The following is a 26196-nucleotide window of genomic DNA, read 5'->3' on the forward strand; positions in this document are numbered from 1 at the left end:
GTCTTTCAAACGACCTCGAATACACGGCTGCTAGCTCGTGGGGTGATCAACCGCGTGATTGTTGTTGCGACGCGGCGTCCGGTACCGCGTGAATCCGCCACGAGGCAGTGTGCTCAGCGCCGGGCTGCAGCACCACAAGGTTGGTTCCGGAATTGAAGGCGTCCGGCGGACAGGCCATGGGCTCGACGGCGAGTCCCCGCCTGCTACCCGCAGGATCCATCGGCAGGTCACCGGTGTGGACTTGCACCCAAGGTAGATCCCGGCCAAACGAGACTGCCGCCCCGCGCCCGTCCGCCCCGGTCACGCTCACGGTGGCCAGGTCGTCGTCGTACTGGATATTAGTGAATGCGTGATCGAGGAAAGTAGAACGGATCTGCCGCGGTGTACGGAAATCGAAGTCACCCGAGACAGCCGTGCTGGATGTGGGAATCAGCCGATCAGGCGTTACCTCGAGCACGGTGGAGGCGGGCAGGGTCAGGGTCCATTCATCCACGAGGCCGTCACCAGCGAGCAGATACGGGTGAGGTGCCACGCCGTAGGGTGCAGCATCCGGGCCGGTGTTTAGAGCGGTGACCGAGGTGGTGAGACCACCGTCGTCGAGCGTGTACGTTACCTCGACCGTAAGCCGGAACGGGTACCCCTCCTGCGGGACCACGGTCGCCCGAAGACGAGCCGACGAGTCACTCTGCTCGACCGTCTCCCAGTCTTCCCAGGCGAGGAGCCCATGGAGGGCGTGGCCGCGCTCAGGCTCGGAGAGGCCGAGCTGGTGGTCGGCACCGCCGAACGGGTAGCTGCCGTTGACCACCCGGTTGGGCCATGGGACCAGGATCGCGCCGCGGTAGCTGGGGCGGATCTCGTCGGCGCCGTAGGAGCGGATCAGCTCGCGGCCGCTGAAGCTCAGCTCGCGCAGCGACGCTCCAACGCTGACGACGACGGCGGTGTACCCGCCGTGCCGCAGGCTGAGTTGGCGTCCGGACAGGGGAGTGGACTCGGCATGATCCATCATGAACCTTCGGGTAGTTCCAGTTCATCGTTGACGCTGAGGCACTCGGAGTCTTGCGCCACCACCGACACAGCCACGCCCAGATCAACCAGAATGGTGCTCGACGCCACGACGTTCGGATCAAACAGCACTTCCACTGCCGGGTCGCGGCCATAGGTGGTGGCGCGCCACACCTCGGCCTCTTCCTGAATGATCCAGTCGACGCCGTTGACTGACGCGCAGGACTCGGTGGTGGGCCCCGGGATTGCTACCCCGCAGCGCAGTACCACCTGCGAAGGATCCCCCCACGCGGCGGTGGCCTGGCTGTTGGTCTCGCGCAGTTCATTCTCCGCGACGAGCTCCGGAAGGGATACCATCACCGACGCGCATTCGGGGTTGGCGGCGTCGGCAGCGGCCTCCACCCCAACGATCGGCGAGCAGGCCGTCAATCCGAGGACGACGACGGCGAGCGGGGCTAAGAGACGGAAGGCACGCATGGTTCCAGTTTAGTAGCCAGCGCTCAACCCGTTGCGCCTCTCAGCTGCCTCCCACGGTCGATGGTTAGGATGAGGAGCTATCTTACGTCAGGGAGAATCCGTCGTGTCACCTAATCTCGAAGAACCCTTCCAGCAGAGCGCTCGCAAGAGGCGCCGCCCGCTGCGGGTTGTCCTGTTCGCTGTGCTCGCCATGGTGCTGGTGGTTGCGCTGGCTGTGGGTGGATACTTATTCAGTCTGGCTAATGCCTACAACTCGCAGGTCACAACCATCGAAGAAGTATTTCCGCAGGGCTCGGATCGTCCTACTCGAACCGCAGCAGCCGAGGGAGCTCAGACCATTCTTCTGCTCGGCAGCGACGAAAATGGTGGTAGCGGAGAGACGGAGAATCTCCCGGGCGTGCCCAACGAGGGACGCTCCGACACCATGATGTTGATGCATCTCCCAGCCAACCGTGAAGGCGTGTACGTCATGTCGATCATGAGGGACACCTGGACGGATATTCCCGGGTATGGAGAGCACAAGATCAATGCGGCCACAGCCTTTGGGGGAGTGCCACTGTTGGTGCAGACCCTTGAAGGCATGTTTGATGCGCCGATTGATCACGTCTCTATCATCGATTTCGAGAGCTTCACCGGTCTTACTGAGGCGTTGGGCGGCGTCAGCGTTAATAACGAGATCGCCTTTCAATCGCGCGGCGCGGATGGCGAGTTCTTCGAGCAGGGCGAGATCAATCTGCAGGGCGAATCGGCGCTCAAGTTTGTTCGCGAGCGCTATGCCTTTACCGACGGCGACTTTCAGCGGGTGAAGAATCAGCAGCAGTTCATCAAGGGTGCGATGGGCAAGCTTCTCGCCGCTGAGACGCTCACCAATCCGTTCAAGATTTACGAGATTGTGGATCAGGTGTCCCCATATTTGAGCGTCGACGAGGGGCTGGACGCTGCGACGGCCGGCGGTCTGGCGCTGTCGTTGAGGAGTATTCGCGGTAATGATGTGCAGTTCTTCACGTTGCCAAACCTGGGGATCGGCACGTCCGCCGATGGGCAGTCCATCATTCTGAAGGACGACGCCGCAATCGCGGAAATTGCCGAAGCCCTGGACACCGATACCTTGGGCGACTATGTCCAGACCGCGGCACAGTAGAATTAGGGCCCATGGGATTATTGATGCGCCGTGCCTTCGCCGGTCTAGCCGCGGCCTCGCTTTGTGTGGGAGCTGGTGTGGGCGTGGCTCACGCCGACCTTATCGAGCCGCCGTTGCCCGTGGCGCCGATTGCGCCCTCACCGGCTCCGGCACCCACTACCCAGCAGCCTGCGCCCACAACGCCTGCACCGCGGCCTGCACCCGAACCGGAGCCTGTACCGGAGCCTGTACCGGCGCCGCAGCCGCAGCCGCAGCCCGAACCTGCTCCGCAGGAGCCCGCGCCTGAGCCAGCTCCGCCGGAGGATCCTGCCCCGGCTGTTGATCCTGCAACCGGATTCACCATCGACCCGGTCACCGGCTATCCCATTCACCCGCCCACAGGTTTCCTGATCGAGCCCGGCACCGGCAATCTCATTGACCCGACCACTTTCGTTTACACGGACTTCCGATGGATTGCGGCCACCGGCACAGTCATCGATCTGAGCGAGCAGTCCGAGACTGAAGAACCGGAAGCGACTGAGGAGCCGGAGGCGACACCCGAACCGGAAGAGACTGAGCCGGAAGAGACAGCCTCTCCAGAGCCGACGGCAACCGAACGTCGTACCGCGACCCCCACCCCGTCGTCGACGCCGTCATCCACCCCATCGGCCGCAGCGCTGAGCGAAGCAAGCACCACGTCCGGGGAAAACTCGATTGGTTCCAGCCCCATCACCCGGGTCTTGGTCATCCTGGCGCTCGTCGGTCTGGGAGTGCTGTATTACGCGAAGCTCCGCGGCGCCAGTTCTGCGAGTCCAAAGCTCAAGAAGTAGCTGCAATCCGGGCCCTTGGTTGCCTGAGGTCTACAATTGACATTGATCACGCTTGATACGAAGCAGCCTAGACACGTTGGGGTGTACGTTGCGTATTTTATTGCTGACGCATTCTTATGCCCCGGAGCACAGCCCGCCGCAGAGAAGGTGGACACAGTTCGTTCGATCGTTCCGCGCCGCTGGCTGGGACGTCGACGTCGTCACGCCCGTAGCGCATGCGCCGCACGGTCGTCGGACGCTGCCCCGCAGCGTAGCCGGAGTACCTTTTCTTTGCGCCCGGGGCGAATACGGCGAACGGATCCGGAGAGTTCCCTTCCTATGGCACCGCAATACGCGGCTGGGCCGGCTGAGTAACCACCTTCTCTCGGCCGCGTGCAGCATTCCTGCAGCCTTCATGTCGAAGCGGCCCGACGTCGTCGTCGTCACGGTGCCCAGTCTTCCTATTCTTGGCGCAGGGTTTGTGGTGGCCCGGATGCTGAAGCGTCCGTTGGTGGTGGATATGCGTGATGCGTGGCCTGATATCGCGCGGGATGCGCGGCTGGTGCGGGGCAGTGCGAAGGGCGTTGTCGAGCGGATCATCATGGCCATCCAGGATCGGGCCGACCTTGTGGTGACGGTGACCCACGGCTTTGCCCGGACGCTGCGTGACCGGGGGCTGCGGAACGTGGCTACGGTGACCAACGGCGTCGACCTGCGCGGTTTGGACAAGCTCCCGCCGCCACCGCTGGAATCTGACCGTCTCGAGGTGCTCTACCTGGGGAACCACGGGGAGAGCCAGCGCCTGGATGTTCCTATCAGGGCGGCAGCGTTGGTGGGTCACCAGATGCGGCTGACGATGGTGGGCAACGGTGTGCAGAGGCCCGGGTTGGTGCGATTGGCTCACGAGCTGCAGGCGCCGGTGGAGTTCCATCAACCGGTGCATGGGCCCGCGGTGATGGATTTCTATGACCGCACGGATAGCTGCATCGTCTCGCTCCGCGATGACTGGAAGTCCTTCGAGACCACCATTCCTTCCAAGACCTACGAGGTTCTGTCTTTGGGCCGGCACGTCACGGGAATTGTGTTGGGTGAGGCTCGGAAGATTCTCGAGGATGCCGAGTCAGGTCACGTCGTTGCTTCCTCTCCCGAGGAAGTCGCAGAGCTTTGGCGGTCGCTGCTGGCCGACCGATCCTTGCTGCAGGTGAACGGTGCCGGGCGGGCGTGGGTAGAGAACAACGCTGACGTCGAGGCCTTGGCGCAAGCTTATATCGATCTTTTGGCTGAGGTCGCGGGAGGTCCGCACCGGTGAGGCTAGCCTCGGTGCTGCGCAATGCGCGGTTGTTAAGTGTGACGGCTTTCCGTCATCTGGGAGATGACCCATTCCTGCTTTTGCTGCAGGTGTCGCGGAGGCTGCCCGGCGGACTGGTGTATCGAGGAGCGGGGGTGGCGGCTCGCGTGAATGGCAGGCCGGCGGTTCAGTCTGTGGCGGCGCACCTGCGCGGGGACCAGTTGCGCGCTCAAGCGGTACTGCAGGTAGCCCTTGATGGCGGTGGTTCTGCTTCGCAGGCAGCTTTGCTGGCAGATGTTGCCCTCATCGCTGGGCATCCGTCGCTGGCTGAGGAGTTTCTCCACCAAGCACAGTTGACCGGAACCTCGGATGTGAGCAGAACCGTTGCCCGGAAGCGATGGTACGACGGGGATATGAGCGGCGCCATTGCGGCACTCCAGTCAGCCGGGCACCATGGCGCAGCAGAACGGCTTGAATCAGAACGGCGGGTCTTTGCGGGCTGGACGCCAACTCTCAACGAGGTGAACGGGTATGTGCCCCAGGACCGCACGGTGCTTCATGTCCTGACCAACTCACTGCCGCATACCGGTAGCGGCTACGCACAGCGGTCGCATTCAATCCTGAAAGCACAGCACGACGCCGGGTGGACCGTCCATGCTGCCACCCGGGTGGGTTACCCGGTGCAGGTCGGAAAGCTCTTTGCGGCTGACATCGACACCATCGATGGGGTGTCCTATCACCGGCTGCTTCCGGCAAAGCTAGCCAAAGGCTTTGATACCCGGCTGCAGCAGCAGGCCGACCTACTCCTTGCGCTGGCGTTACAGGTTCGGCCGGCCGTGTTACACACCACTACGCACTTCGTTAATGGTGTAGTCGTTCGCGAAGTTGCGAGGGTCTTGGGCATCCCTTGGGTGTATGAGGTGCGCGGTCAGTTGGCTGACACCTGGGCGTCAAGTCGAACTGATGCGGCAAAGCAGAGTGAACGCTATAAGCTCTTCAGTGAAAGTGAAGCCCAGGTTATGCAAAGTGCCGGCCTGGTGGTGACGTTGGGCGAGGCTATGAAGCAAGATATCTCAAGCAAAGGGATAGATGGAGACAGCATTTTGTTGTGCCCCAACGCGGTCGGGGACGAGTACCTCGAGGAACCTATGGACTCCGGCCGTGCACGAGAGCTCCTGGGTCTCCCGGTTGACGGCGTCTTTGTCGGCACAGTAAGCAGCATTGTTGATTACGAGGGACTCGATGACCTGCTACGCGCCTTTGCCAAACTAGCGCCGGAACGTCCCGGACTGCGGTGCCTGATTGTCGGAGATGGGGCTGCTTTGCCTTCGCTCAAAGCGTTGGCTCTGGAGTTGGGCGTATCCGGTTTGATCACCTTCACGGGCCGGGTGCCTCGGGAAAAGGCTCGGCTACATCATATGGCCATTGATATTTTCGTTGTGCCGCGGAAGGACCTTGAAGTCACTCGCTCGGTGACACCATTGAAGCCAGTCGAAGCAATGGCCTGCGCGCGGGCAGTTGTGGCTAGCGATCTGCCCGCACTCCGGGAAATCGTTTCAGCTGAAACCGGAGTGCTGGTGCCACCTGGCGATGTGTTGTCCCTTGCCGCAGGGATTGCAAGTCTGATCGGTGACGGCGGTCGCCTCACCGCAGTGGCTGCGGTGCTCAGCGGGGGTGCCCGCACAGTGGTGCTGTCGAAGCGCACCTGGGCCGGGAACTCAACTGCCTTGCTAGATGCGTACTCTGACCTCAGGCGGCCGGCGTGATCGGCGGACCCAGCGAAGAGGGTCGGACTGGCTCGGTGCCGACCTCGGTAGACATTCGGTCTCTAACTCGGGTAGGGGCAAAACCTCCCTTTTTGGACTATTTGGTTGCCCTTTGGGATTACCGGCACTTCATCTTTTTCGATGCCAAGGCGAGCGTCCAGACGGGCAACAGCAAAGATCGTTTGGGTAGTCTCTGGCTCGTCCTGAACCCGGTCTTAAATGGGTTAACTTTTTACCTTATTTTCGGGGTGTTGTTGCAGGCCAGTCGTGGCGTGGAAAACTTCATTGGTTATCTGATTATTGGGGTCTTCCTTTTCCAGATGAGTAGCCGGGCCATTTCTACGGGTGCGCGGGCGATCCAAAGTAACCTCAAAGTGGTCCAAGCCTTCAACTTCCCTCGCGCCGCGCTTCTAATCTCAATCAATTTACGTGAACTTTTAGCAAGTATTCCTGTTGTGATCACCATGCTGGTGCTTATACTGCTAATAGATCCCGCTGAAGAGATTTCCTGGCTGTGGATTTTAGTCATACCTGCATTGCTTTTACAAACTATATTTAATCTCGGAGTTGGGCTATTCCTGGGACGGATTGTTTCGAAGGTGAACGATGTCGCAACCTTCGTCAGTTTCGCGATGCGAATTTGGATGTATGCCTCGTGCGTCATGTTTTCGATAACACTATTCGACCCCTATCCGGCGGTTCGATCCGCTATAGAAATGAACCCGCTGTACCAGGTTCTTACTATCGTTCGGCAGTCGGTTCTTTATAGTGAGGTTCCGTCTTGGGAGTCCTGGGCGATCCTCGCTGCCTGGGCTCTAGGTGCGCTGGCAGTCGGCATGACCTACTTCTGGCTCGCAGAAGAGACTTACGGCCGGGATGAGTGAACTTGAGTTTGTCTACGAAACCCCAACGGTCGTAGTCGATAACGTCAGCATGATCTACCGGGTGCCTACCACCGAAAAAACGGCTGTTGGCCTGTCCGGACTATCTGGATCTGTTCGGCGAACGATAGGCAGGAAACCTACAGTCGATGTTCAGGCGCTGAAGGAAATTTCTCTGGTTGTAGGCCGAGGGGAATCTGTAGGGATTATCGGCCGTAATGGGTCGGGGAAGAGCACATTGATGAGGTTAATCAATGGCAGAGTCCCCCCGACTTCGGGGGCAATTTATGCGTCGGCGCGTCCGACCCTTCTGGGCGTCAGTGCTGCGCTGGTACAGGATATCTCAGGGGAGCAGAACATCATGCTGGGTTGCTTAGCCATGGGAATGTCGAAGCAAGAAATCGCCAGCAAGTATCAGAGCATCCTGGAACTTTCAGGGCTTGAGAACTCCATCCATTTACCTATGCGAACCTATTCCTCGGGCATGGGGTCGCGACTACAATTCGCAATTGCGACTGCTGTAGACCCCGAGATACTACTGATAGATGAGGCATTAAACACCGGAGACGATCAGTTCAAGGGCCGGACTAAACAACGGATGAACGAACTCCGCGGTAAAGCCGGCTGTGTCTTTCTGGTCAGCCATAGCGAAGGCACCATCCGGGAGATGTGCAGTCGGGTAATTTGGCTTGAAGAGGGCGAGTTGGTTATGGATGGTGACCCTGGGGAGGTGCTCAAGTGGTACCGCACCTTTATCAAGCATCTGACCGGTGGTGACCGGGTCTCAGCTTTGAAAACGAAGCGGCGTATGATGAATGCCCTTGTGGTTCCGGAGCTCATTGCTCGCGAAACTGGGCGGAGAAGTACTGAATGACTGTGCCAGACATTCAACGAATCAGAACCGTGTTGTGGCATCTACGGCATGGAGGTCCAACAGCGGTAAAGGTCTGGCGTCACCGGGAAAACGCCTCACGGGGAGTTGTCACCGTGGACAATGCGCAGGGAGCCGAAGGAGCCTGGACCGGGCGTCGGAAGTCGCGGCGATTGATGTTCGCCGCCGCACAGCCTCCGACAGGTGCCAGCCCCCGACGGCGGGACATCCGCGCTGCAGTCATTCTGGATGAGTTTTCGGCGTTGGCATTCGCCTATGAATGGGAGACCATTGCCCTCACTCCGACGAACTGGCGGCGGGTGATCGCGGAGGAACAAATCGACCTGCTATTTGTCGAGTCTGCTTGGCATGGTAGCTCCGACGCCTGGAAATATCAGCTCTCCGGTTCTACAGGGCCCTCGGAGTCATTTAGAGAGCTAGTCAACGGGTTTCGAGAACATGGCACCCCGACGGTGTTCTGGAACAAGGAAGACCCACCGCATTACAAGGACTTCCTTTCAGCCGCGAGGCTTTTTGATCATGTGTTCACCAGTGATTCGAACAAGGTGGCAAGCTACATAGAGGATCTGGGTCACAATCGCGTTTCGACCTTGCCCTTTGCGGCACACCCCACCCTCCACAATCCCGTCCGACCCCGTAAAGGGTGGCATACACGCGATCTAGCCTTTGCAGGTATGTATTTTGCCCATAAGTTTCCCGAGCGCAGGGATCAAATGGACCTGCTATTGGGGGCGGCGGCGGAAGTTTCCACGTCCATGAACACCGGGTTGGAAATTTTCTCCCGCCAGCTGGGGGGAGCCGCGCAATACCAGTTTCCAGAGCATCTGCGGCAACGTGTAGTTGGATCCCTGCACTATACCCAGATGCTGACGGCATACAAGGCCTACAAAGTGTTTTTGAACGTCAATTCTGTAGTCGATTCTCCGAGCATGTGCGCCCGGCGGATCTTTGAGATCGCAGCATCCGGTACGCCGGTAGTATCTACTCGAAGTGCAGCAATCGAGGGTTTCTTTCCACACGGGGAGGTGTCAATTGTTGATACCCCCGAGCAGGCCCGTAGCGTGTTATCAGCGCTGGTGCGACAGCAGCCGCTGGGAGACCGCCAGGTCCATCGAGCGCAGCGCAGAATTTGGAACGAGCATACTTACTCCCATCGGGCAGAGGAAGTTCTGGCTGCTGCAGTGCCTACCAGGGTCCAGCGGGTTGCCTTGCCATCGCTGTCGGTACTGGTTTCAACTATCCGTCCGCATCAGCTGGATCATGTATTCCGCACCGTCACATCCCAGTTAGGGGTACGTCCAGAGCTTGTGTTACTGACGCACGGTTTTCGCGTGGACGCTGCAGAGCTCGACGAACTAAGTCGCAAATATCAACTTGAAGCGCTTACAATTCTGGCTGCGCCAGCCAGTCAAAGCCTTGGACAGTGTCTTAACGACTGCGTTGCTGCGGCAACCGGAGACATTCTGACCAAAATGGACGACGATGATTTCTACGGTCCGTATTATTTACTGGATCAATTACATGCACTGAACTACTCAGGGGCTCAGGTGGTTGGCAAACAGGCGCACTACATGTATTTGCAGACCCAGGACGCCACCGTGCTGCGGTTCGCCCACAAGGAACACCGCTTCACCAATATGGTGATGGGTCCTACTCTCATGGCTGCGGGCGACGTGTTCCGAAGTTTCCCCTTCGAGCAGCGAACCAGGGGGGAAGATACGGCCTTCCTTGGAGCGGTAACAGCGGCGTCCGGCGCTGTGTATTCGGCTGACAAGTTCAACTACTACCAACAACGCAACGGGACTGGCCACACTTGGCAGGTTTCCGATCAGGACATACTCGCCACAACAAATGTCGTTTTCTTCGGAAAACCTGACCGCCATGTATCCATCTAAGGGGACCAAATGAACAACATAAAAAAAATCGCGGTCATCGGGCTCGGCTACATCGGCCTACCTACCGCAGCAATTCTCGCTACTAATGGACTTGAAGTTGTTGGCGTGGACATTAAGCAAGAGAACGTTGATGCTATCAACCGCGGAGAGGTGCCATTTGTTGAACCGGACCTGAATATACACGTGGCAGGTGCAGTGAGTGTCGGATCTTTGACGGCGACAACTGTCACGCCGCCCGCTGACGCCTTCATTCTCGCCGTTCCAACTCCCTTCAACGCCGATAAGACGGCTGACCTTAGCTATATCGAAGCTGCGGCACGAGGTCTTGCGCCGCAGTTGCAGGGTGGAGAGCTCATCATCCTTGAGTCCACTTCGCCGCCGGGAACCACCCAGCACCTGGCCGACTATCTTGTTGGGCTTCGACCGGATCTAAGTCTCGACGGGTCGGACGGAAAGCCGATCCTGCATGTCGCTCACTGCCCGGAACGCGTGCTTCCCGGCCGGGTGATGATCGAGTTGGTGACCAACGACCGCATAGTCGGCGGGATTACCGATGAGTCAACTGAACTCGCTCGGCAGCTTTATCATGTGTTTTGTCAGGGCGACATCCACCTCACCGATGCCGCGACCGCCGAAATGGCAAAGCTCGTGGAGAACGCCTACCGCGACGTCAATATCGCCTTCGCCAACGAGCTGTCGGTCATTAGTGAAAAGGTCGGCGTCGATGTCTGGGAACTAATCGAGTTGGCTAACCATCACCCCCGTGTTGACATCCTCCAGCCCGGCCCGGGAGTGGGTGGGCATTGCATCGCCGTCGACCCCTGGTTCATTGTTTCAGCGGCACCCAACGAGTCCAACCTGATCCGGCAGGCCCGCGAAACCAACGATGCGAAACCTGCCTGGGTTATCGATCAGGTGAAGCTAGCGTTGAAGGATTCCAAAGGTAACGCGAAGGTAGCAGCCTTGGGTCTGGCGTTCAAAGCCAACATCGACGACCTACGCGAGTCGCCATCAGTAGGAATTGTGAAGCAGCTTAGTGCCGATCTCCCGACGCACACCATACTCGTGGCGGAGCCACACGTGGTGGAGCTTCCTAAAACGCTGTCGCACCTCGCCAACGTTCAGCTCGCGGAGACCGAGCAAGCCATCAGCGAAGCGGATGTAGTTCTACTCCTCGTAGACCATGACCAGTTCAGGGAAATGGATCGGTTGGCGTTGAAGGGCAAATCCGTAGTCGATACCAGAGGTATTTGGCGGTGACAGCCCTGCGCATCGGCGATCAGGCCCGATTGGAGGAGGATTATGCAGTTTGAAGATGAAGTGCGCTCGCAACCGATAGGCGCATTAGCTAGACGGTCGGGGTATCTGGCCAATATCGATCGATTCATTACTGAGCATGAAACGATGTTGTTACGAAGACGCCGTGATGCCAGTTCTATCCGATCGTTGGAGAAAGAACTGAGAGCTGTCCAACTGGGCAACACGAAGCTGCAACGTGACGCGAAAGCCCTACGCGAAGAAAATACGAAGCTAAGATCCAATCTCGCTGCGCTGCGGCAGTCGAAGCGTCTAAAAATCGGATCGGCAATCGTTACGCCAGCGCATGCAATAGCTCGTCTCTGGGTACGCCCGTTTCAGAAAATAGCGAATCCGGGGCAGCTGAAGCTTGCCGGCAGTACCGCCAAGGCACCCATATCTGCTGGGGCCTCGCCCACGTCAGTCCCCGCACTCACGCGACCTGTCGTTGTGCCCCCAGCACCGACAGTTCACACACGAGCAGCGCCAATTCCGGCATCGGGGTCGCCTTCAGACCGTGCTGAGGAGCTTCGCAACAAGGTGCTGGACCAGCCGTCCAAATCAAATGTCTACAACTTGCTCGCCCATCTCTATTTCGCTGGCGGCAGCGTCATTGAACCTGCCGAGCTGATTGAAATGTATTCGGACATTCTCACTGAGCTCAGTCCGAAAGAACGGCAACTGATTGATGCGGTGTCGGGACTGGACAGGCTTATAAAGCATCCGACTGTGCTACCGCCTAGGCAGGATACGCCGGGCTACCAGACTGAGCGGGGAAGGATTCTTTACTGCGCGCATAGCGTTTCACCTTACAATTCGAACGGTTATTCGACTCGCACCGCTGGCCTGATCAAAGGTTTGACCCAAGCCGGGTCCAGTATCGTTATCGCTGCCCGGCCCGGATATCCCTGGGACATCAAGACTGACGTCGCACCGAGGTCTACCTCGAGCTACAGCGAATCCATTGACGGAATCGACCACTTTTTCAGTCAGGGTCCAACCTGGACCCAAGGACCCCTTGACTACTATATTCAGCAGGCAGCGGACAGCTACGTGCAGGTAGCCATGCGCAATCGTGTCGAGCGGATCCATGCGGCATCAAATTACGTGACTGCTTTACCCGCGCTGATTGCCGCGCGACGGCTCGGACTTCCCTTCAGCTATGAGGTTCGGGGACTGTGGGAGATCACTGAGTCCTCGACGAAGGCGAACTGGGATCAATCAGACCGCTTCGACTTCTCAAAAAAAATGGAAACATTTGTTGCGGTAGAAGCCGACGTGGTGTTTGCGATTACCGGTCAGGTGCGGAACGAGCTCGCTCGACGGGGGGTTCAACCCGACAAGATTTCAATTCTTCCGAATGCCGTCGACACTGACGACTTTTGCGACATTGCCCCCCACGGGCCGACCAGACAGCGGCTCGGGATTCACGGGGACGTCCCTGTGATCGGATATGCGGGCAGCTTGGTGGATTATGAAGGTCTGACCACCTTGCTCGAAGCATGTCGTCTAATGAAGTCAGAGGCTATTGATTTCCGCCTCGTAATAGTCGGTGACGGTGCCGCGCTGCCAGCGCTAAAATCTCGGGCCACCGCGCTCGGACTATCCGACGTTACAGTTTTTACGGGCAGGGTTCCGGCCCAAGAAATTCCAGATTTCCTCAGCGTGTTCGACATTATGCCCTGCCCGAGGCTACCCCTTCCCGTCACGGAAATGGTCTCCCCGATCAAGCCTTTGGAGGGGATGGCGGCAGCCAAGGCCGTTGTTCTTTCGGATTTGGCCCCATTGAGGGATTTGGCGGGCGGTGACGGGGAACGAGCAAGTCTGTTCCCAGCGGGTGACGCAACCCAACTCGCCGTCGTTCTGGGAAAACTAGCCAGCAACAAGGATCTCCGACGTGAAATGGGTCGTCGAGCCCGCCGATGGACCGTAGCGGATAGGACCTGGCGAAGCGTAGGCGAGGTAGCACACCAGATCCTGGCCGCCTCGGAACAATCGCCAACTTCCACGCTGGGTCCCGATTTGTCGGAGCTGACGATCGGGATTATAGCTGATGAGTTTACCACCGCAGGTTTGCGTCCCGACATCCCCGTTGTCGAACTGCTCCCCGATAGGTGGGAGCAGCAGATTGCCGAATCCCGGCTGAACGCTGTTTTTGTTGAGTCAGCCTGGGAAGGAAATGGTGGAGCGTGGCAGGGGAAGGTGGGCTATTACGACGACGAATCATTCGCGGACCTTCGCCTGTTACTTGAGTACTGCCGCACCAACTCGATCCCGACCATTTTCTGGAATAAAGAAGACCCCATCCACTTCAATCGGTTTCGGCAGACGGCCACCCACTTTGAACATGTATTCACAAGTGACGACGTATCGATCCGTCGCTATCTTGAATCCGCGGGCGAATTCCTTAAAACGGTAGCCTCGCTTCCTTTTTATGCTCAGCCCGCCCTTCATAACCCTCTTCCCAGTACCAGGGAATATTCACATACGGTTACCTACGCTGGCTCCTACTATGGTGCGAGATATAAAGAACGGTCCGACCAGCTTCATAGTTTGTTGGCTGCAGCTCTCCCGAGCGGACTTACCATTTATGACCGCCAACATCTGAACGAAGATAGCCCTTATAAATTTCCACCCGAACTGGCGTCCCACGTGATCGGTGGATTGCCCTATGCAGATATGGTGCAAGCGTACAAAGCGCATCCGATTCATGTAAACGTTAATTCAGTAGAACAATCGGGCACGATGTTTTCACGGCGGGTATTTGAAGTCGCCGCATGCGGCGGAGCGATAATCAGTGGGCCGGGTAAAGGGATTGATCGGGTCTTCGGAAGTATCATCCCCTTGGTCTCCGACGAGCCAAGTGCCCGGGAACTGATAACGTACTGGATGGAGAATGAGGATGCCAGGAATGACGACGCATGGTTGGTCATGCGAACCGTCTTCCGAACCCATACAGCGGCCCACCGACTGACGTACGCCCTCAGAACGGCAGGTTTCAGAGTGCGAACGCCGACGCTTGAGAAATATGCGCTCCGGGTAGAAAAAATCACTCCGGATATCGTCGCGGCACTCAAGGCCCAAAGTGTCCGCCCGGCATTACTGTTGACCGGTTCTGAGTCAGTATCGACTGGAGCGATCGACGGGATCGAGGTTCAGACAGTGGATTCGAGTGATCCACAGAGTCTTTTGGCCGCTGGAATCACCCTTATCGGAAACCATGGCTCCCGGCCGGTTGACCGCACATACTACGAAGACCTGCTGACCTCGAGGAAATATCTGGCGTGGGATTCGGCTCGAGTAGATCGGATTAACATTAACAAGCCCGGCGAGGGACTGGCCCGTGTTGTGGCCAACGCATCGGCAGGCGAGGGAGATCTTCAGACTCTTGTACCCAGTGGCACTGGAACATCAATAGTCCTTAACCGAAAAGTCCAGGAATATGCGCAGGGGAGTCGGTTGCGCTCTGACCATACTGCGAAAAGGATTCTTGTCGCTGGACATGATCTGAAGTTCGCCACGGGCCTGATTGCACATTTAGAAGCTGCTGGACACACGGTCGACATCGATCAGTGGCTGGGACACTCTCAGCATGACGAAGAAGACAGCCGCTCCAAGCTGAAAGACGCAGATGTCATATTTTGTGAATGGACCCTGGGCAACGCGGTGTGGTTCGCCAAGAACAAGCGATCTGATCAACGATTGGTATGCCGATTGCACCTTCAGGAGTTGAACACTTCATACCTTCGACAATTGAACGTCGAGAGCGTGGACAAATTCATCTTCGTCGGTCGGCATATTGCGAAGATCGCCGAGCGGGATTTCAAGATTCCGGGTTCCAAGTCGGTCGTGATTCCCAACTATGTTGACACTGAAGGCCTCAACCGCGACAAGCAGCAGGGCGCCGAATGGAATCTCGGACTCGTGGGCATCGTTCCACAGCGAAAACGGCTAGACCTAGCGCTCGATATCCTGAGGGGTCTGAGAGCTGCCGACAAGCGGTATCGCCTGTTCATCAAAGGCAGACGTCCCGAGGACTTCCCCTGGATGGCCGACCGCCCTGACGAACTTGCCTACTACCTGGACCAATATGAGCGAATTGAAAACGACCCTCTGTTATCGGGTGCAGTGACCTTTGACGCTCAGGGCGATGACATGACTGAGTGGTACAGCAAGATCGGAACGGTCTTATCGGTCAGCGATTTCGAATCCTTCCATCTGACCCTTGCCGACGGAGCAGCATCAGGGGCTCTTCCAGTGACCTTGGCCTGGTCTGGAGCAGACCAGATTTATCCGGCATCCTGGATCTTTCCATCGGTGGAAACTCTGACCGAATATATCGCATCGATGACATCTGGCAACCCAGCACGGGTCGATGTCCTGGATCAGGCTATGCGATATACCCAGGATAATTTCAATCAATCGCTGGTCTTGGAGGCCCTGTTGGAAACCATTCTGGAAGAGCGAAAGCTATGAAGCACGCTCAAGTCGTGGACGTCGAGGGGGATGAGTGAAAGTCTTCTTCACTTTCAGAGATGCCGCAAGATACAGTCGCAAAGGCGCATTCTACATTTCCTATAGAAATGTACTCTTTCCTTTTTGGTGGAACCTGACCGGTGCCGAGGAGTGGACTTTTTTCACGCCAGGCCGGTTCGATCGCTCGAAGCCGGTACCAGCTTTTCAGAGATCTTCATATGCTGAATCAATGGATCAAAATGTTGTATCGATGTTTGACCCGATGCTTTTTATGAATCGCGATATTAGCCTCGGTTGGTATGTGGGGAACCGGTCGCACCATTACGCGGAATGGCTTGCGATTTTGGTAGAAAAAATGGTCTCGCAAATGAAAATTGACGCCACCAAAATGGTTATTTACGCATCATCGGGCGGTGGTATACCTGCCATACGAATCGGGACACGAACGGCCGGCGTCAAGATCTACTGCTCCAACATCCAAGTCGATGTCCGATCATATTATAAAAATACCTTCGACAAAATGATCGAAGTGGCTTACCCGGGGATGGAAGAAGCCGAGGTATCCGAAAAGTTTGCATCTAACCTCACGTGCATCGACTGGGAGGGCGACTTTTCTCTCACCTATGCCCAAAATCTCTTCGATGATTTTCATCTCCAGCATCACTTCATCCCCTATAGAAACGAATACTATAGCGCGCCACATCGGCGGAGGGTCGAATTCCTTGTCTATAGCGACGAGGAGAGCGGTCATGGAGTGTTAAGCAGAACGGTGGAGTTGGAAATCATCAAATCGATGCATTCGGGTGGAGATGTCTCTGCACTATTGCCTGCGGGGCGGGTGCTGGAGAAGAACGAGCGGCCCGATAAACCGCTGAATGATGTTGGCGGCAAATGAGGGCGCAGCGTGACACTTCATTGATATTCGCATGATGGCGATGGATTCGAAGGCGTTCGGTCGGAATTTGATGTACCAGTGGCAGATGGATAGGTCTACTCAGCAGGCTTTTGACCTACATGCCAGGGGACTTGCCAAACGGTTTGCCGTGCGCGGATCGACCGTGACAAAGGGTGCACGGGTTGACTTTAGAAATTATATCGATTATGTCAGGGTGTCGCAGGGGCTCCCCGATGCACTAGCGCGCCTGGAACAGCTCCGCGAGACTGGACTGATCCCGGAATTGTATGCCACCGCCGGCATGACGGCTGCTCGGAGGGCCGGCGAGTATGGGCAGGCAGCAGATTTCCTCGTTGCCGCGCACGATCGCTGGCCTAGTGACCCGGGGATATTTGGATTTCTCGTCGAGACACTTATATCCGCTGACCGCGTGCCCCAGGCTATGGAACAGCTGGGAAAAGTCAACCATCCGGACGGGCACATGAGAATCCCGCGGTCCGCGACTGGCCTGAAGCTCGGCGAACTGGCGGCGATGTGCGGAGCGTGGCAGGACGTGATTCGATTCACGGAGTCGATAATTTCTGATCCTGACGAACTTGCCTGCAGAATTATCAGGAAGCGGGCAGAGATCTCTCTGTCACACAGTGGCCAGACGGCAGATCTCCCAGTATTCGTGCTGAATATGAAGGAAGACAGCCGAAAGCTCAGCTTGCTGCAGGGGCTCTATAACAAGTTCGGCCTTAATCCGGATCGACAGGAGGCGGTCGACGGCCGTTCCATCGATCCTTCCAGTGTGTCGAAAATTGCAGCCCATCGGGGGCTGCGGATCGGCGCCGGTGCTCTCGGGTGCGCTTTGGGACACATTGCGATGTGGAAGGAGTTCCTGGCGGCAGGGCACAGCCACAGCCTGTTCCTGGAGGATGATGGGTTGCCATTCATATGGCAGGATCTATCTCACCTTATCGCGGGCGCCGGATGCTTCGATGTTCTTTATGTCAACGAACGAATGTCGGGACTCAAGGCTGGACTGGTGTCCACCGGAACCACAGAGCTTTGGGATGCTCTGGGTACTCGGCCGGATTCGGTCCACGGGTGGGGAGCTGACGGCTATCTGTTGAGCAGGCGAGGAGCAGAACGCCTGCTCGACGCGGTATCTGTCGACAAAGTGCTGGGGCACATTGACGGACAAATTGCGTCCTACGGTATACCGCAGCAGGCAGCCCCTTTGAATCTAGCCCAGACTATTGGACTTTCAGTGCGCCAGACGAGCCGATACGCGCCAACCCTCACAATTAAGTGCTTAGATTTCCCTTTGGTAGGGAGCATGGACTTCGGCGATTCCACGATTGGACGAGTGGGGGGTCACTAACCGGGCGCGGAGCTGACGTGCTCAGATGATACTGATCCAACGCGTTGTAAACGCCGTCGTTTGTCCGGAGTCCCCATCCATCCTAAAGACTCTCACCCGGTAGGTTCCCGAGGGAAGATCATTGAAAACCACGACCTGGCGGTCGGAATAACTGCGGCGGCGGACGATCTCTGATCCTTTGAATAACCGATAGGAAAGCTGAACACCGTCTGGCGAATAGACCTTTATCCGAATGCTTCCGGCTTCATTGTCCTGGGTCAGAATATACGGCAGTGCTTCTTCCGGCGATCTCGAGACCCAGTGCTCCAGGTTCGCCTGGAGATAGAACCTGAACACCGATCCAATATCGGAATGTGACAGGTCAGCGAGCACAGTAACTTGTGGGGGAGTCCGCTTATTGGCGGACATTGCCTCCACAAGGGGCTGAACGTGTCGAGGCAGATGGTGGTCGTTGCTGCCCACCAGGATTGAAACGCGCGTCGCATCGTTGGCTTGCGCGGCGTACTTGCCCACAATCCCGTCCAAATGTTCGATATCGTCTTCCGACACGCCCCCAGCCATGAATTGTAGGATATTCGGGTGCGGTCCCGCGACAAAGGTCCCAATGCGCGTTTGAGGGGCCCCCGCGATGACCCGACCTGCGGGGAGCGCGAAGCCGTGGATTAGCGCTGCGGTTCCGCCTTTGGACGACCCGATGGTCACAACATCTGCATGATCAATTTCAAGGTCAAGGATGAATTTTCTGATTAATGCTTGGACCGCTTCGAATATTTTGGGAGAACGGTGGTCGGAATGGTAGTAGGCTCCCTGATCTCCGAAGTCATCCAAAATGTAAAGCGCATTGATGTCGACCTCATCCAAGGTCGCTTTGTAATTATAGGTGAAATCCCCAGGGTGATGAATCGCAGTGAATATCACCCCTAGACGTTTGCGTCCAGCAGCCGACTTTCCGGGAACAAATAAATAATTCAGTGGTATGTCCCCACCGCGATGAGACCATTCAGAGTTGGGTTTGCTAAGCCCCCGATCTGTGTAGCTGAAATCGGCGAGTCGAATTTTTGTGTCTATTACGGCATTTTTTGCAGCAAAACTGATTACGACCACTTTCGAGGGCACTGCTTCTTCAAATTTCGGGAACCGCCATCCTAGAGGTTTCGGCCTACTCACGCCTTCTTGAATCGATATGAAGGTCGCGACATTAGCCGTGAATGTGAGATCCATTCGTTTCTTGCCATCATGGAAGAGTTCAAAACCCTGTCCGTGCACCGTTACTGATACGTCGGTACCCAAGTTCCAGAGAAGCTGGTAATTATGTTCTGTGTCACTGAAGACGTGATCAGAAAGATCAAATTTCGGAACGCCGTTTTTCTCGGTGACATCTACCGTTCTTTGGTGGGTTACATCATCGTAGCGTGCATTGGTGCCAATAACGGTGAATTCGCCCGGTCGCTCGTCAACCGTCTGAAGAGTTACCTTATCGGCCCTGTTATCAGTACGAGGGAGACTGGTTCCATCAACGATTAGGCTATTATGAGCGAACTGCGAGTAAGCATATTTGGAAAAAGGTTCCTTATAGTCGTAGCTATAGGGACCAGATTCACTCAGAAGGTCGATGCCTGAACTACGAAGGAAAAAGCTTAGGTCGTCGGAGTGCTTATGATAGTCCGCGTTGTACGCTGCGGAGAAAAAGGCGAACGTCGCTAGTGGATCGCCCCATGCGCTGCGGTATATGGCGTATCCGGAGCGGGGAAAAATGACTGCTCTTTCGGTCGGAGCACTACCTGATTTTCCTTGTGTGCTAGCGAACGCAAACGCGGCGTTAGTGAAAACCTTTCGCATTGGGCTGCGTCCAATGTCGGTCTGCTTTGTGTCGCTGATGGGAGGGTAGGTCCCGTTCGGCATCAGTGCATGGGTGGCGTAGTGCTCGGCTCTCCTGACGAGATCGGAGTAGTAGGTGGCATCCGAATGTCCGGAGATCGCCGCTATCTTCTGGATCGTGGCTACATGTCGCGAAACCATTAAATGGTAGGTGGGCGTGTTTTCTACGTGTACCCCTTCAGATGTGAAACAAAGACCAAAATAGGCGCGTAACCGGACCATCGATTTCTCGAAGTAGTCCGCTCGTCTGAGGTCCTGCTGATTGGCAGACATAATGCTCCAGTAAAGGATAGCCAAGTCCTGGAACATTCCATGGTTATTGCCTTCGGCGTGAAACCCGTCGCTGGCCAGCAAATCAGCAGTTGCGCTCATTAGCGGTTGTAAGGCAACTCCTGCCTCGTTCGCAGACGAACTCAAGAACACCTGTTCAAGCGAAACTAGGTTTATGAGCCGCTGTGCTGTGGTTTCATCGTGGTAAGCCATTGCGGGGGCAGTTGAGCGATCGCTATGGAGATTTTCCCAGGTGTTGACAATTCTCAAGGCTGCGCTGCCTGCCTCCAACGCGGTGGACTCGTCGGCGAGGACTGTGTCGTACCAATCCACAAAAAATAAGAAGCCGTGTAGATATCGTTGCTGGCTGCGTGCGCCGCGCGCGCTCCAAACTTTGCCATCCCGGAAAGGAATGTCTGGGAAAACATTCGACGAGATGATCTGCGATGAGAGATAGGCCGTAGCGCGCTCCCGCGCGGCATGTCCCGATACTGAGGGGAGTTGAGAGCCGACAATCGCACGGAGTGCAGCCTCTTGTTGTGTCGTAAACATCGATCCCCAAGATTGATAGACGGTCCAACGGGGGTGCTGGGCCTGATTACAAGTCTAATTGTTCTGCCGTCTTTTCTAAATCAGGACACCGATAGCAACGAAGTGAACCTCTTGGTGTCATAGCCTTGCAGCAGAAACGTAGTCGGGTGAGGGAGCTGCTGGTGGGCGCAGGGTGCTGATGTTCGCTGATTGGGCGGACTTCGGTGTGGGGATCCGGGCAGGACACTCGGACCGTTAGATCGGGGTCGAGATGAGCTGGGACATCACACTACTCAACAACAATATTGCTACGACCGCTGGACGCCAGGAGTTCAGTTCTGGTCTCGCTACCGTTAAAAACGGAGAGACTCAGGACCGCTTTACAGCAACCTGACATGCGATCCGCCAGAGGCAAATCCGAAGATCCAAGATTTTGCACCATTCGCCTTAGCTCGGCGCCTGCGATTCAGCTGTCGCGCAAACGCGGTCGCCTTGGAAACGTGCACAGGACTCAGTTTTCCTTTTTTTCAGGGCACTCAAGACCACTCTCGACTGAGGCAATTCTCGCACGTACAGAATGACTCGTCGGACCATTAATAGAATCGAATTCTTGAAGCATATGTTCCCAATTGGAAGGATTTTTTATGATTGTGGATAGAATTGCCGACACGAGCTTTCGAGGCGGGGATACATGCCCGGACCCCCAATTATCCATAATTAGATGAATAGCGCTATTGCCGGGGAAGGCCTCACAGAAGGGAACTAAATGCTTATCAACGTGATCATCCGATATGTTTTGAAGGTAAACTATCGTAAACAATTTGTCAGCCATTGGAAGCTCCCGAAGATCTGACACCATTTTTGTGTTGAGAGCTTCCAAAATATTCTGAGTATTCTGTGCGTTCCAGCAGATTTTAGCAAACGAATCTACAATTCTTGGTATATAATTTGCTACTATAATTTGTGGGTTGGCAATTATAGCAACGGAAGCCTTGAAGAATTGCGCGTAGTATGCCGCGGCGAAGCCACCGCCCGATGCGCCGAATAGGAGAGTCCGGACTCCGCCGGCGTCTGCGACGAACTTCTGTAGGATCGCCGGGAGCTCCTTTTGCAATGGAAAGAGGGCGGACCCCGCGTACCACGCCAACATAAGAGAGTCGTCGAGGTGTAGGCTGGCGTCGAACACGAATATCCCATTGACTTCCAGTTCGGCAAACAATGGGCTGGCCATGAACCGCGGAATTTCTTGTGTACTGGAATTTAGCGCTGCATTGAAAACCACTGACGTAACCGCTGCCCCTTGGGGTTTATACATGATTTCTAGAGGCAGATCATTCGATCTAATAACGTGCAGACCGGGCTCAAGAGATTTTGATAAGAAGAACCCTTCTATCGTTGGATACTCGAAGATGGCGCAGTCAAAGCGGCCTAAGTTTCGAAATGATTTGAATGGCAATGGCTTTTCAGGCATAGGCACGTGCACGTCCGACTGCTTCAGAACGGCTTTTCTTGCGAAGACATTCACAGCGGAAGGCGACCAGGGAACTAAGACTACCTTCAGGCAAGTTGTGTCGCTTGGCAAGGTAATGGATAACTGCGCCGTGTGACTTCCTAACTTGGTTTCAAGGTAGCAAAAGTATCCCGCACGGGGATTTGATGACTGCATAAGACCAGTGCCGGCGAGCGATTGTAACGGGTGCCCTAACTCGAATCTGACCAGAACTGAACGGTCGATCGCTTCCAGAGGCGAATCTAATTCAACGGCGAAATGCAAACTACCTTGCATTCCACCTGTTTCCAACTGTATTTCTTCATATACATACTGTTTTAGTACGTAGATTTTCTCCTCTGACAATGTGAGGATCTCCTTCTGCATCGACGAGTCTGGATAGAAACTCTCATTGATGGCCTCCGGACGATACGATTGACGAGTAGCCAAAATCGTAGGACGCGACGAGCGGAAAACGCAGACATTTAATTCGCAGAGGCTTATGAGGTTGCATATTTTTGCGGCAATTCAAGCCAACTCTTTGGGCCCTACTGATTGCCTTCGAAGCCGCATCTATACCGTAAGATCCTATCTGGCCGTCTATATGTCCCACAATCTTGTCCCCACTGATCATTTCGAGCAATTTCTGAGCGGCTTCTCTGCTCACAATGTAACCGTCAGCGCCCCAACCGTGCATTTTTTCCGGGCGTGACTGAAGAGTGTCCCATAATAGACTGACCCCCCTCTCATACTCAGTCCTCGCAGCACTGGACATTCGTTCGTTAACGTACAGGATATCGAAGGTCCCTGCGTCTTGAATTATCCCGTCAATATTTTGCCAACTGTAGGGCAACCCGTCGTCTTCTAGGATGAGACCATGCTGTTCGGTGCTATTCGCTATTCGTTCCCAAGCGGCAATGTGGCTGAGAGCACACCCCACAGCGCCTGGACCGAGCAGTTGTCCGGACTTCGAAACGACGCTGCTACGCACAAACTTGCTGATGTCTGTACCTCGAGTGGCTTCCACGCGATCTAGCGACAGGCCCATCTTCTCGTACAACGCGATTGCCAAGTCATACTTGCGGCTATCTTCCCGTAGATTTATGATTGCGGTCGACACGTGCGGCTCCCGAGGCTGAAACATTTCTGCGCTTGTGATTCTGGCAGCGAGAAGATCCCTGCGTCTGGTGGTAGCAGGGTTTCCCTCTGTCGTACGGCCAAGGAATGTGCGGCAGGCTTCCCACTCTCCGCCTATCGCCGCAGTAGCAGCTAGGCGAAATGCTGGTTCGTCTTTTATTGTCATTGACTTGTTTGCTTCAATAAGCCGAAGAGCTTTGGAAAAATCGGTTAGCTGTCCTGTTGCTAAAATGTTTTCTAGAAGGGAATTTGCCACGTAAGAATCGTTGGGGTGCGCTTCCCTTAATGCTGTCGCCAATTCGACACCCAGAGAGTAGTCATTGGTATGGCGTGAAATATTCCGTATAGCAAATGCCGCTAGGGCCGGCATCAATCCATCCTCAACATATCTTTGGAGGCTGGCAATCGCCGAAGGCGTCCCTTCTAGGAGAATTAGCTGGTCTACATAGGCGAGGAAGCCTGATCTGTTGGCATGAGCAGACTTCACCGATACGGGTGAAAATTGGTTAATCAGTGAAGCGGAAGATTCAAAATCTGACATTCTGTTCCTCTGATCTAATGTACCAATGATTCGCCGCGACCTCCACAATCATGGGCTCGGCTGGTTATGTTTGTCGTTTTCCGGGGGTTCGGTGGTTGGGCAATCGCGCTTGTTCAGCGGCAGGCGGTCCTCGTAGCCCAATTTTAGAGGGCCGCCGTAGCAGTCTACGTAACCTGGGTATTAGTACATCACGGGGTGCCCGATGCGGGGGGACACAAGGCGCGTCGTAGGTGAAGTACGGCTGGTTGGAGAGGGCAAATGGTATCGTCGCGCTGAGTTGTGTCGGAGGGAAAGATCGAGGTTTCCGTTGACTCGGTAGCAACCGGGCCGCTTAGATGCCCCTTGACTAAGGACATTAGTTAGCCGGGTCTCAGACAAGACTTCCTATGCGATCGGACAGTCACGACGACGGATGTTACCGAACAGGTTTGACGGTGCATTTCAGCGATAGCAAGTTTGATTGGGTCCCTGGCGCACAGCTCGACACTAGTCAAGCTACCCGCATGTAACAGCGACCCAACCCAGACCAATGGGGGTCAATGTAATTGGTTAAACGAAGCGTTGCGAAGAAACCAGGGCTATTTCAAAGTCCGGTGAGGTTCCGGGCGATTTGCGGGTCGCGTCCGGCGTTCCGCATTGCCTTGGCGATGCCCTGGTTTCCGGCCAGGCGATGCAGGGCCAGGACCAGGTTGCGCAGGCTGGCCATCACATGTGGAGCGTTGCCGGTGCGGATCTGGGACCTGTCCTCGCCCATGCTGGAATCCCTGACCCAGTGCAGTCTGTTTTCGATGCCCCAGTGTCCGCGGATGTAGGCTGCCAACTCGGCTGCTCCGGCTTCCTCGGGGCGTAGGGACGTGACCAGGTATACACGTTCGGCCGTCCGCTCTCCGGTTTGGTGGTTGGTTTTATCTCGGGTGAGCATCACGGTTTGGGCTGCGTGCGGGAGATCGATCCAGTCCTGGGCCGGCTGAGCGGTGGCACTCCAGTGTGTGGTGCGTCCGTGGGCTTTCTCCCACTCGGAGTACCCGGCCTCGCGGGTGGACCAGGTCTGTGATTTGATGCGGTTCAGCAGCGCTTTTTGGTTGCCCTTCACGGTGAGCACGTAGTGAGCGCCGCGTTCGTGTAGGAGCTCGGCATGGGCCCGCTGGGTATGCAAGGCATCGGCGGTGACGACCGCCCCGTCCAGGTCTCCGACCTGTTCCAGCAGCGGCTTGAGGTGCGGGATTTCGTTGGTTTTCTCCCTGATGGACTCCTGGCCCACCACCAGCCCGGAGGCGTGTTCCATCGCGGCCATGAGGAAGACGCGGGGTTGGCCGCCGTTCTTGGCTCCGCGGGCCTCCTTGCCGTCCACGGCCAGCACCAGCGGGGTGCCCGCGGGTCGGCGGGTGCGGACCCAGGTGTGCAGGATCTTGTCCAGTGCCGCGGGATCCACGTGGACTGCCAGGCGGTGGAGCGTGCTCAGGGACGGGGTCTTGGCGGTGGCGAAGAGCGGGCAGTGCCCGGAGGCGTGGGCCGCCCATTCGGCGATGCTGGTCAGGGATGTATTGCCCGAGAACATGGCACAGACCATGATCAGCAGCAGATCCACGAAGGGGTAGCGGACACCGCGTTTGTGTCGGTAGTCGGCCAGGGAATCCAGTGCCCGGCGCAGGGATGGGAGCTCTTCGGTGGTGATCGGTGGAGTGTTTTTCGCCACCGTTAGTGCGGCGCAATGGCGTTCGGCGGTGGTTGTGAGGGAGGATTGCATCGAAGAACTCCTGTCGTCCAGCGTTGTCGTAAACACCGGATTAACAGGAGTTCTTCGTGATTAAAAGCCGCCACGCCGGGCGGTGGACCAGCTGATCTTCAGGGAGTCAGGGGCCGCCGACTTTGAAATAGCCCTGGCGAAGAAACACCGCATCCTTGATGATGCGGTGTCGACGGATTATGGATCTATCCGAACGGTGCGACCACTGGTCCTGCTCCGTTCGCTTTGCCGGTGAAGCCGCTTTCTCGACGCGTCGGGGCGGCAGCGGCCACCCGAAGCGCGTTTTGTGGAATTTTAGGAAAGGAGAAAGTTTTCTCTCTTGGCATCCCTACGTGTCAGGGTGAGTTGAGGCCAGTGGCTCATAGCAAGTCCGTCTAATTCGTAGGGCGAGAATCAGGATCAGAACCAATGTCTATCTCCACAATTTCCCGGGTGCG

At 56.3% G+C, this 26196-nt stretch carries 17 protein-coding genes; 11 read left to right on the forward strand and 6 right to left on the reverse strand.

Annotated features, from left to right (window positions below; translation table 11 throughout):
* Positions 1–46: 46 nt before the first annotated feature.
* Both ACX80A_RS12465 and ACX80A_RS12470 read right to left on the reverse strand, forming a co-directional pair.
* A complete protein-coding gene (locus ACX80A_RS12465) occupies positions 47–1003 on the reverse strand; it encodes an aldose 1-epimerase family protein (protein ID WP_459260058.1) in 957 nt (318 codons plus the stop codon).
* A complete protein-coding gene (locus ACX80A_RS12470; protein WP_459260059.1) occupies positions 1003–1479 on the reverse strand; it encodes a DUF3515 family protein in 477 nt (158 codons plus the stop codon). Before ACX80A_RS12470 ends, ACX80A_RS12465 begins: the two co-directional genes overlap by 1 nt.
* Before the next feature lie 103 nt (positions 1480–1582).
* On the opposite strand from ACX80A_RS12470, the gene ACX80A_RS12475 reads away from it, so the two are divergent.
* The 11 genes from ACX80A_RS12475 to ACX80A_RS12525 all read left to right on the forward strand — a co-directional run bounded on the left by ACX80A_RS12475 (position 1583) and on the right by ACX80A_RS12525 (position 18166).
* Positions 1583–2620: an LCP family protein gene (locus tag ACX80A_RS12475; RefSeq protein WP_459260060.1), complete on the forward strand. Its 1038-nt coding sequence runs from the start codon at positions 1583–1585 to the stop codon at positions 2618–2620.
* Positions 2621–2631: 11 nt separating this feature from the next.
* Complete coding sequence (locus tag ACX80A_RS12480) at positions 2632–3429, forward strand: hypothetical protein (RefSeq protein WP_459260061.1); 798 nt, start codon at positions 2632–2634, stop codon at positions 3427–3429.
* 100 nt (positions 3430–3529) lie between these two features.
* Positions 3530–4717 carry a glycosyltransferase family 4 protein gene (locus ACX80A_RS12485; protein WP_459260062.1) on the forward strand — a complete coding sequence of 396 codons (1188 nt, stop codon included), beginning with the start codon at positions 3530–3532 and terminating at the stop codon, positions 4715–4717.
* Between the two features lie 134 nt (positions 4718–4851).
* Complete coding sequence (locus tag ACX80A_RS12490; RefSeq protein ID WP_459260063.1) at positions 4852–6462, forward strand: glycosyltransferase family 4 protein; 1611 nt, start codon at positions 4852–4854, stop codon at positions 6460–6462.
* A 92-nt stretch (positions 6463–6554) separates the two neighbouring features.
* Entirely contained in the window at positions 6555–7346 is a 792-nt protein-coding gene (locus ACX80A_RS12495) for an ABC transporter permease (protein ID WP_459260064.1), read from the forward strand.
* Positions 7339–8217 (forward strand): ABC transporter ATP-binding protein, encoded by an 879-nt coding sequence (locus ACX80A_RS12500; protein WP_459260065.1) that lies wholly within the window; start codon positions 7339–7341, stop codon positions 8215–8217. Before ACX80A_RS12495 ends, ACX80A_RS12500 begins: the two co-directional genes overlap by 8 nt.
* Before the next feature lie 113 nt (positions 8218–8330).
* Positions 8331–10130, forward strand: coding sequence for a glycosyltransferase family protein (locus ACX80A_RS12505; protein WP_459260067.1), 1800 nt, complete (start codon positions 8331–8333; stop codon positions 10128–10130).
* A 9-nt stretch (positions 10131–10139) separates the two neighbouring features.
* Positions 10140–11390, forward strand: a complete 1251-nt coding sequence (wecC, locus tag ACX80A_RS12510) for a UDP-N-acetyl-D-mannosamine dehydrogenase (protein WP_459260068.1) — start codon at positions 10140–10142, stop codon at positions 11388–11390.
* A 42-nt stretch (positions 11391–11432) separates the two neighbouring features.
* The gene (locus tag ACX80A_RS12515; RefSeq protein WP_459260069.1) at positions 11433–15902 is read left to right on the forward strand and encodes a glycosyltransferase; all 4470 of its coding nucleotides are present in this window, start codon (positions 11433–11435) and stop codon (positions 15900–15902) included.
* A gap of 34 nt (positions 15903–15936) precedes the next feature.
* A complete protein-coding gene (locus ACX80A_RS12520) occupies positions 15937–16797 on the forward strand; it encodes a hypothetical protein (protein ID WP_459260070.1) in 861 nt (286 codons plus the stop codon).
* A gap of 40 nt (positions 16798–16837) precedes the next feature.
* Complete coding sequence (locus tag ACX80A_RS12525) at positions 16838–18166, forward strand: hypothetical protein (RefSeq protein WP_459260071.1); 1329 nt, start codon at positions 16838–16840, stop codon at positions 18164–18166.
* A gap of 21 nt (positions 18167–18187) precedes the next feature.
* On the opposite strand, the gene ACX80A_RS12530 is transcribed toward ACX80A_RS12525, so the two are convergent.
* The 4 genes from ACX80A_RS12530 to ACX80A_RS12545 form a co-directional block, all read right to left on the reverse strand.
* Positions 18188–20866 (reverse strand): heparinase II/III domain-containing protein, encoded by a 2679-nt coding sequence (locus ACX80A_RS12530; RefSeq protein ID WP_459260072.1) that lies wholly within the window; start codon positions 20864–20866, stop codon positions 18188–18190.
* A gap of 490 nt (positions 20867–21356) precedes the next feature.
* The gene (locus tag ACX80A_RS12535) at positions 21357–22721 is read right to left on the reverse strand and encodes a hypothetical protein (protein WP_459260073.1); all 1365 of its coding nucleotides are present in this window, start codon (positions 22719–22721) and stop codon (positions 21357–21359) included.
* 22 nt (positions 22722–22743) lie between these two features.
* Positions 22744–24012, reverse strand: a complete 1269-nt coding sequence (locus tag ACX80A_RS12540) for a glycosyltransferase family 25 protein (protein WP_459260074.1) — start codon at positions 24010–24012, stop codon at positions 22744–22746.
* Positions 24013–24595: 583 nt separating this feature from the next.
* A complete protein-coding gene (locus ACX80A_RS12545) occupies positions 24596–25759 on the reverse strand; it encodes an ISAs1 family transposase (RefSeq protein ID WP_459260075.1) in 1164 nt (387 codons plus the stop codon).
* Between the last annotated feature and the right edge of the window lie 437 nt (positions 25760–26196).

Source organism: Arthrobacter sp. TMN-50 (genome assembly GCF_054511125.1).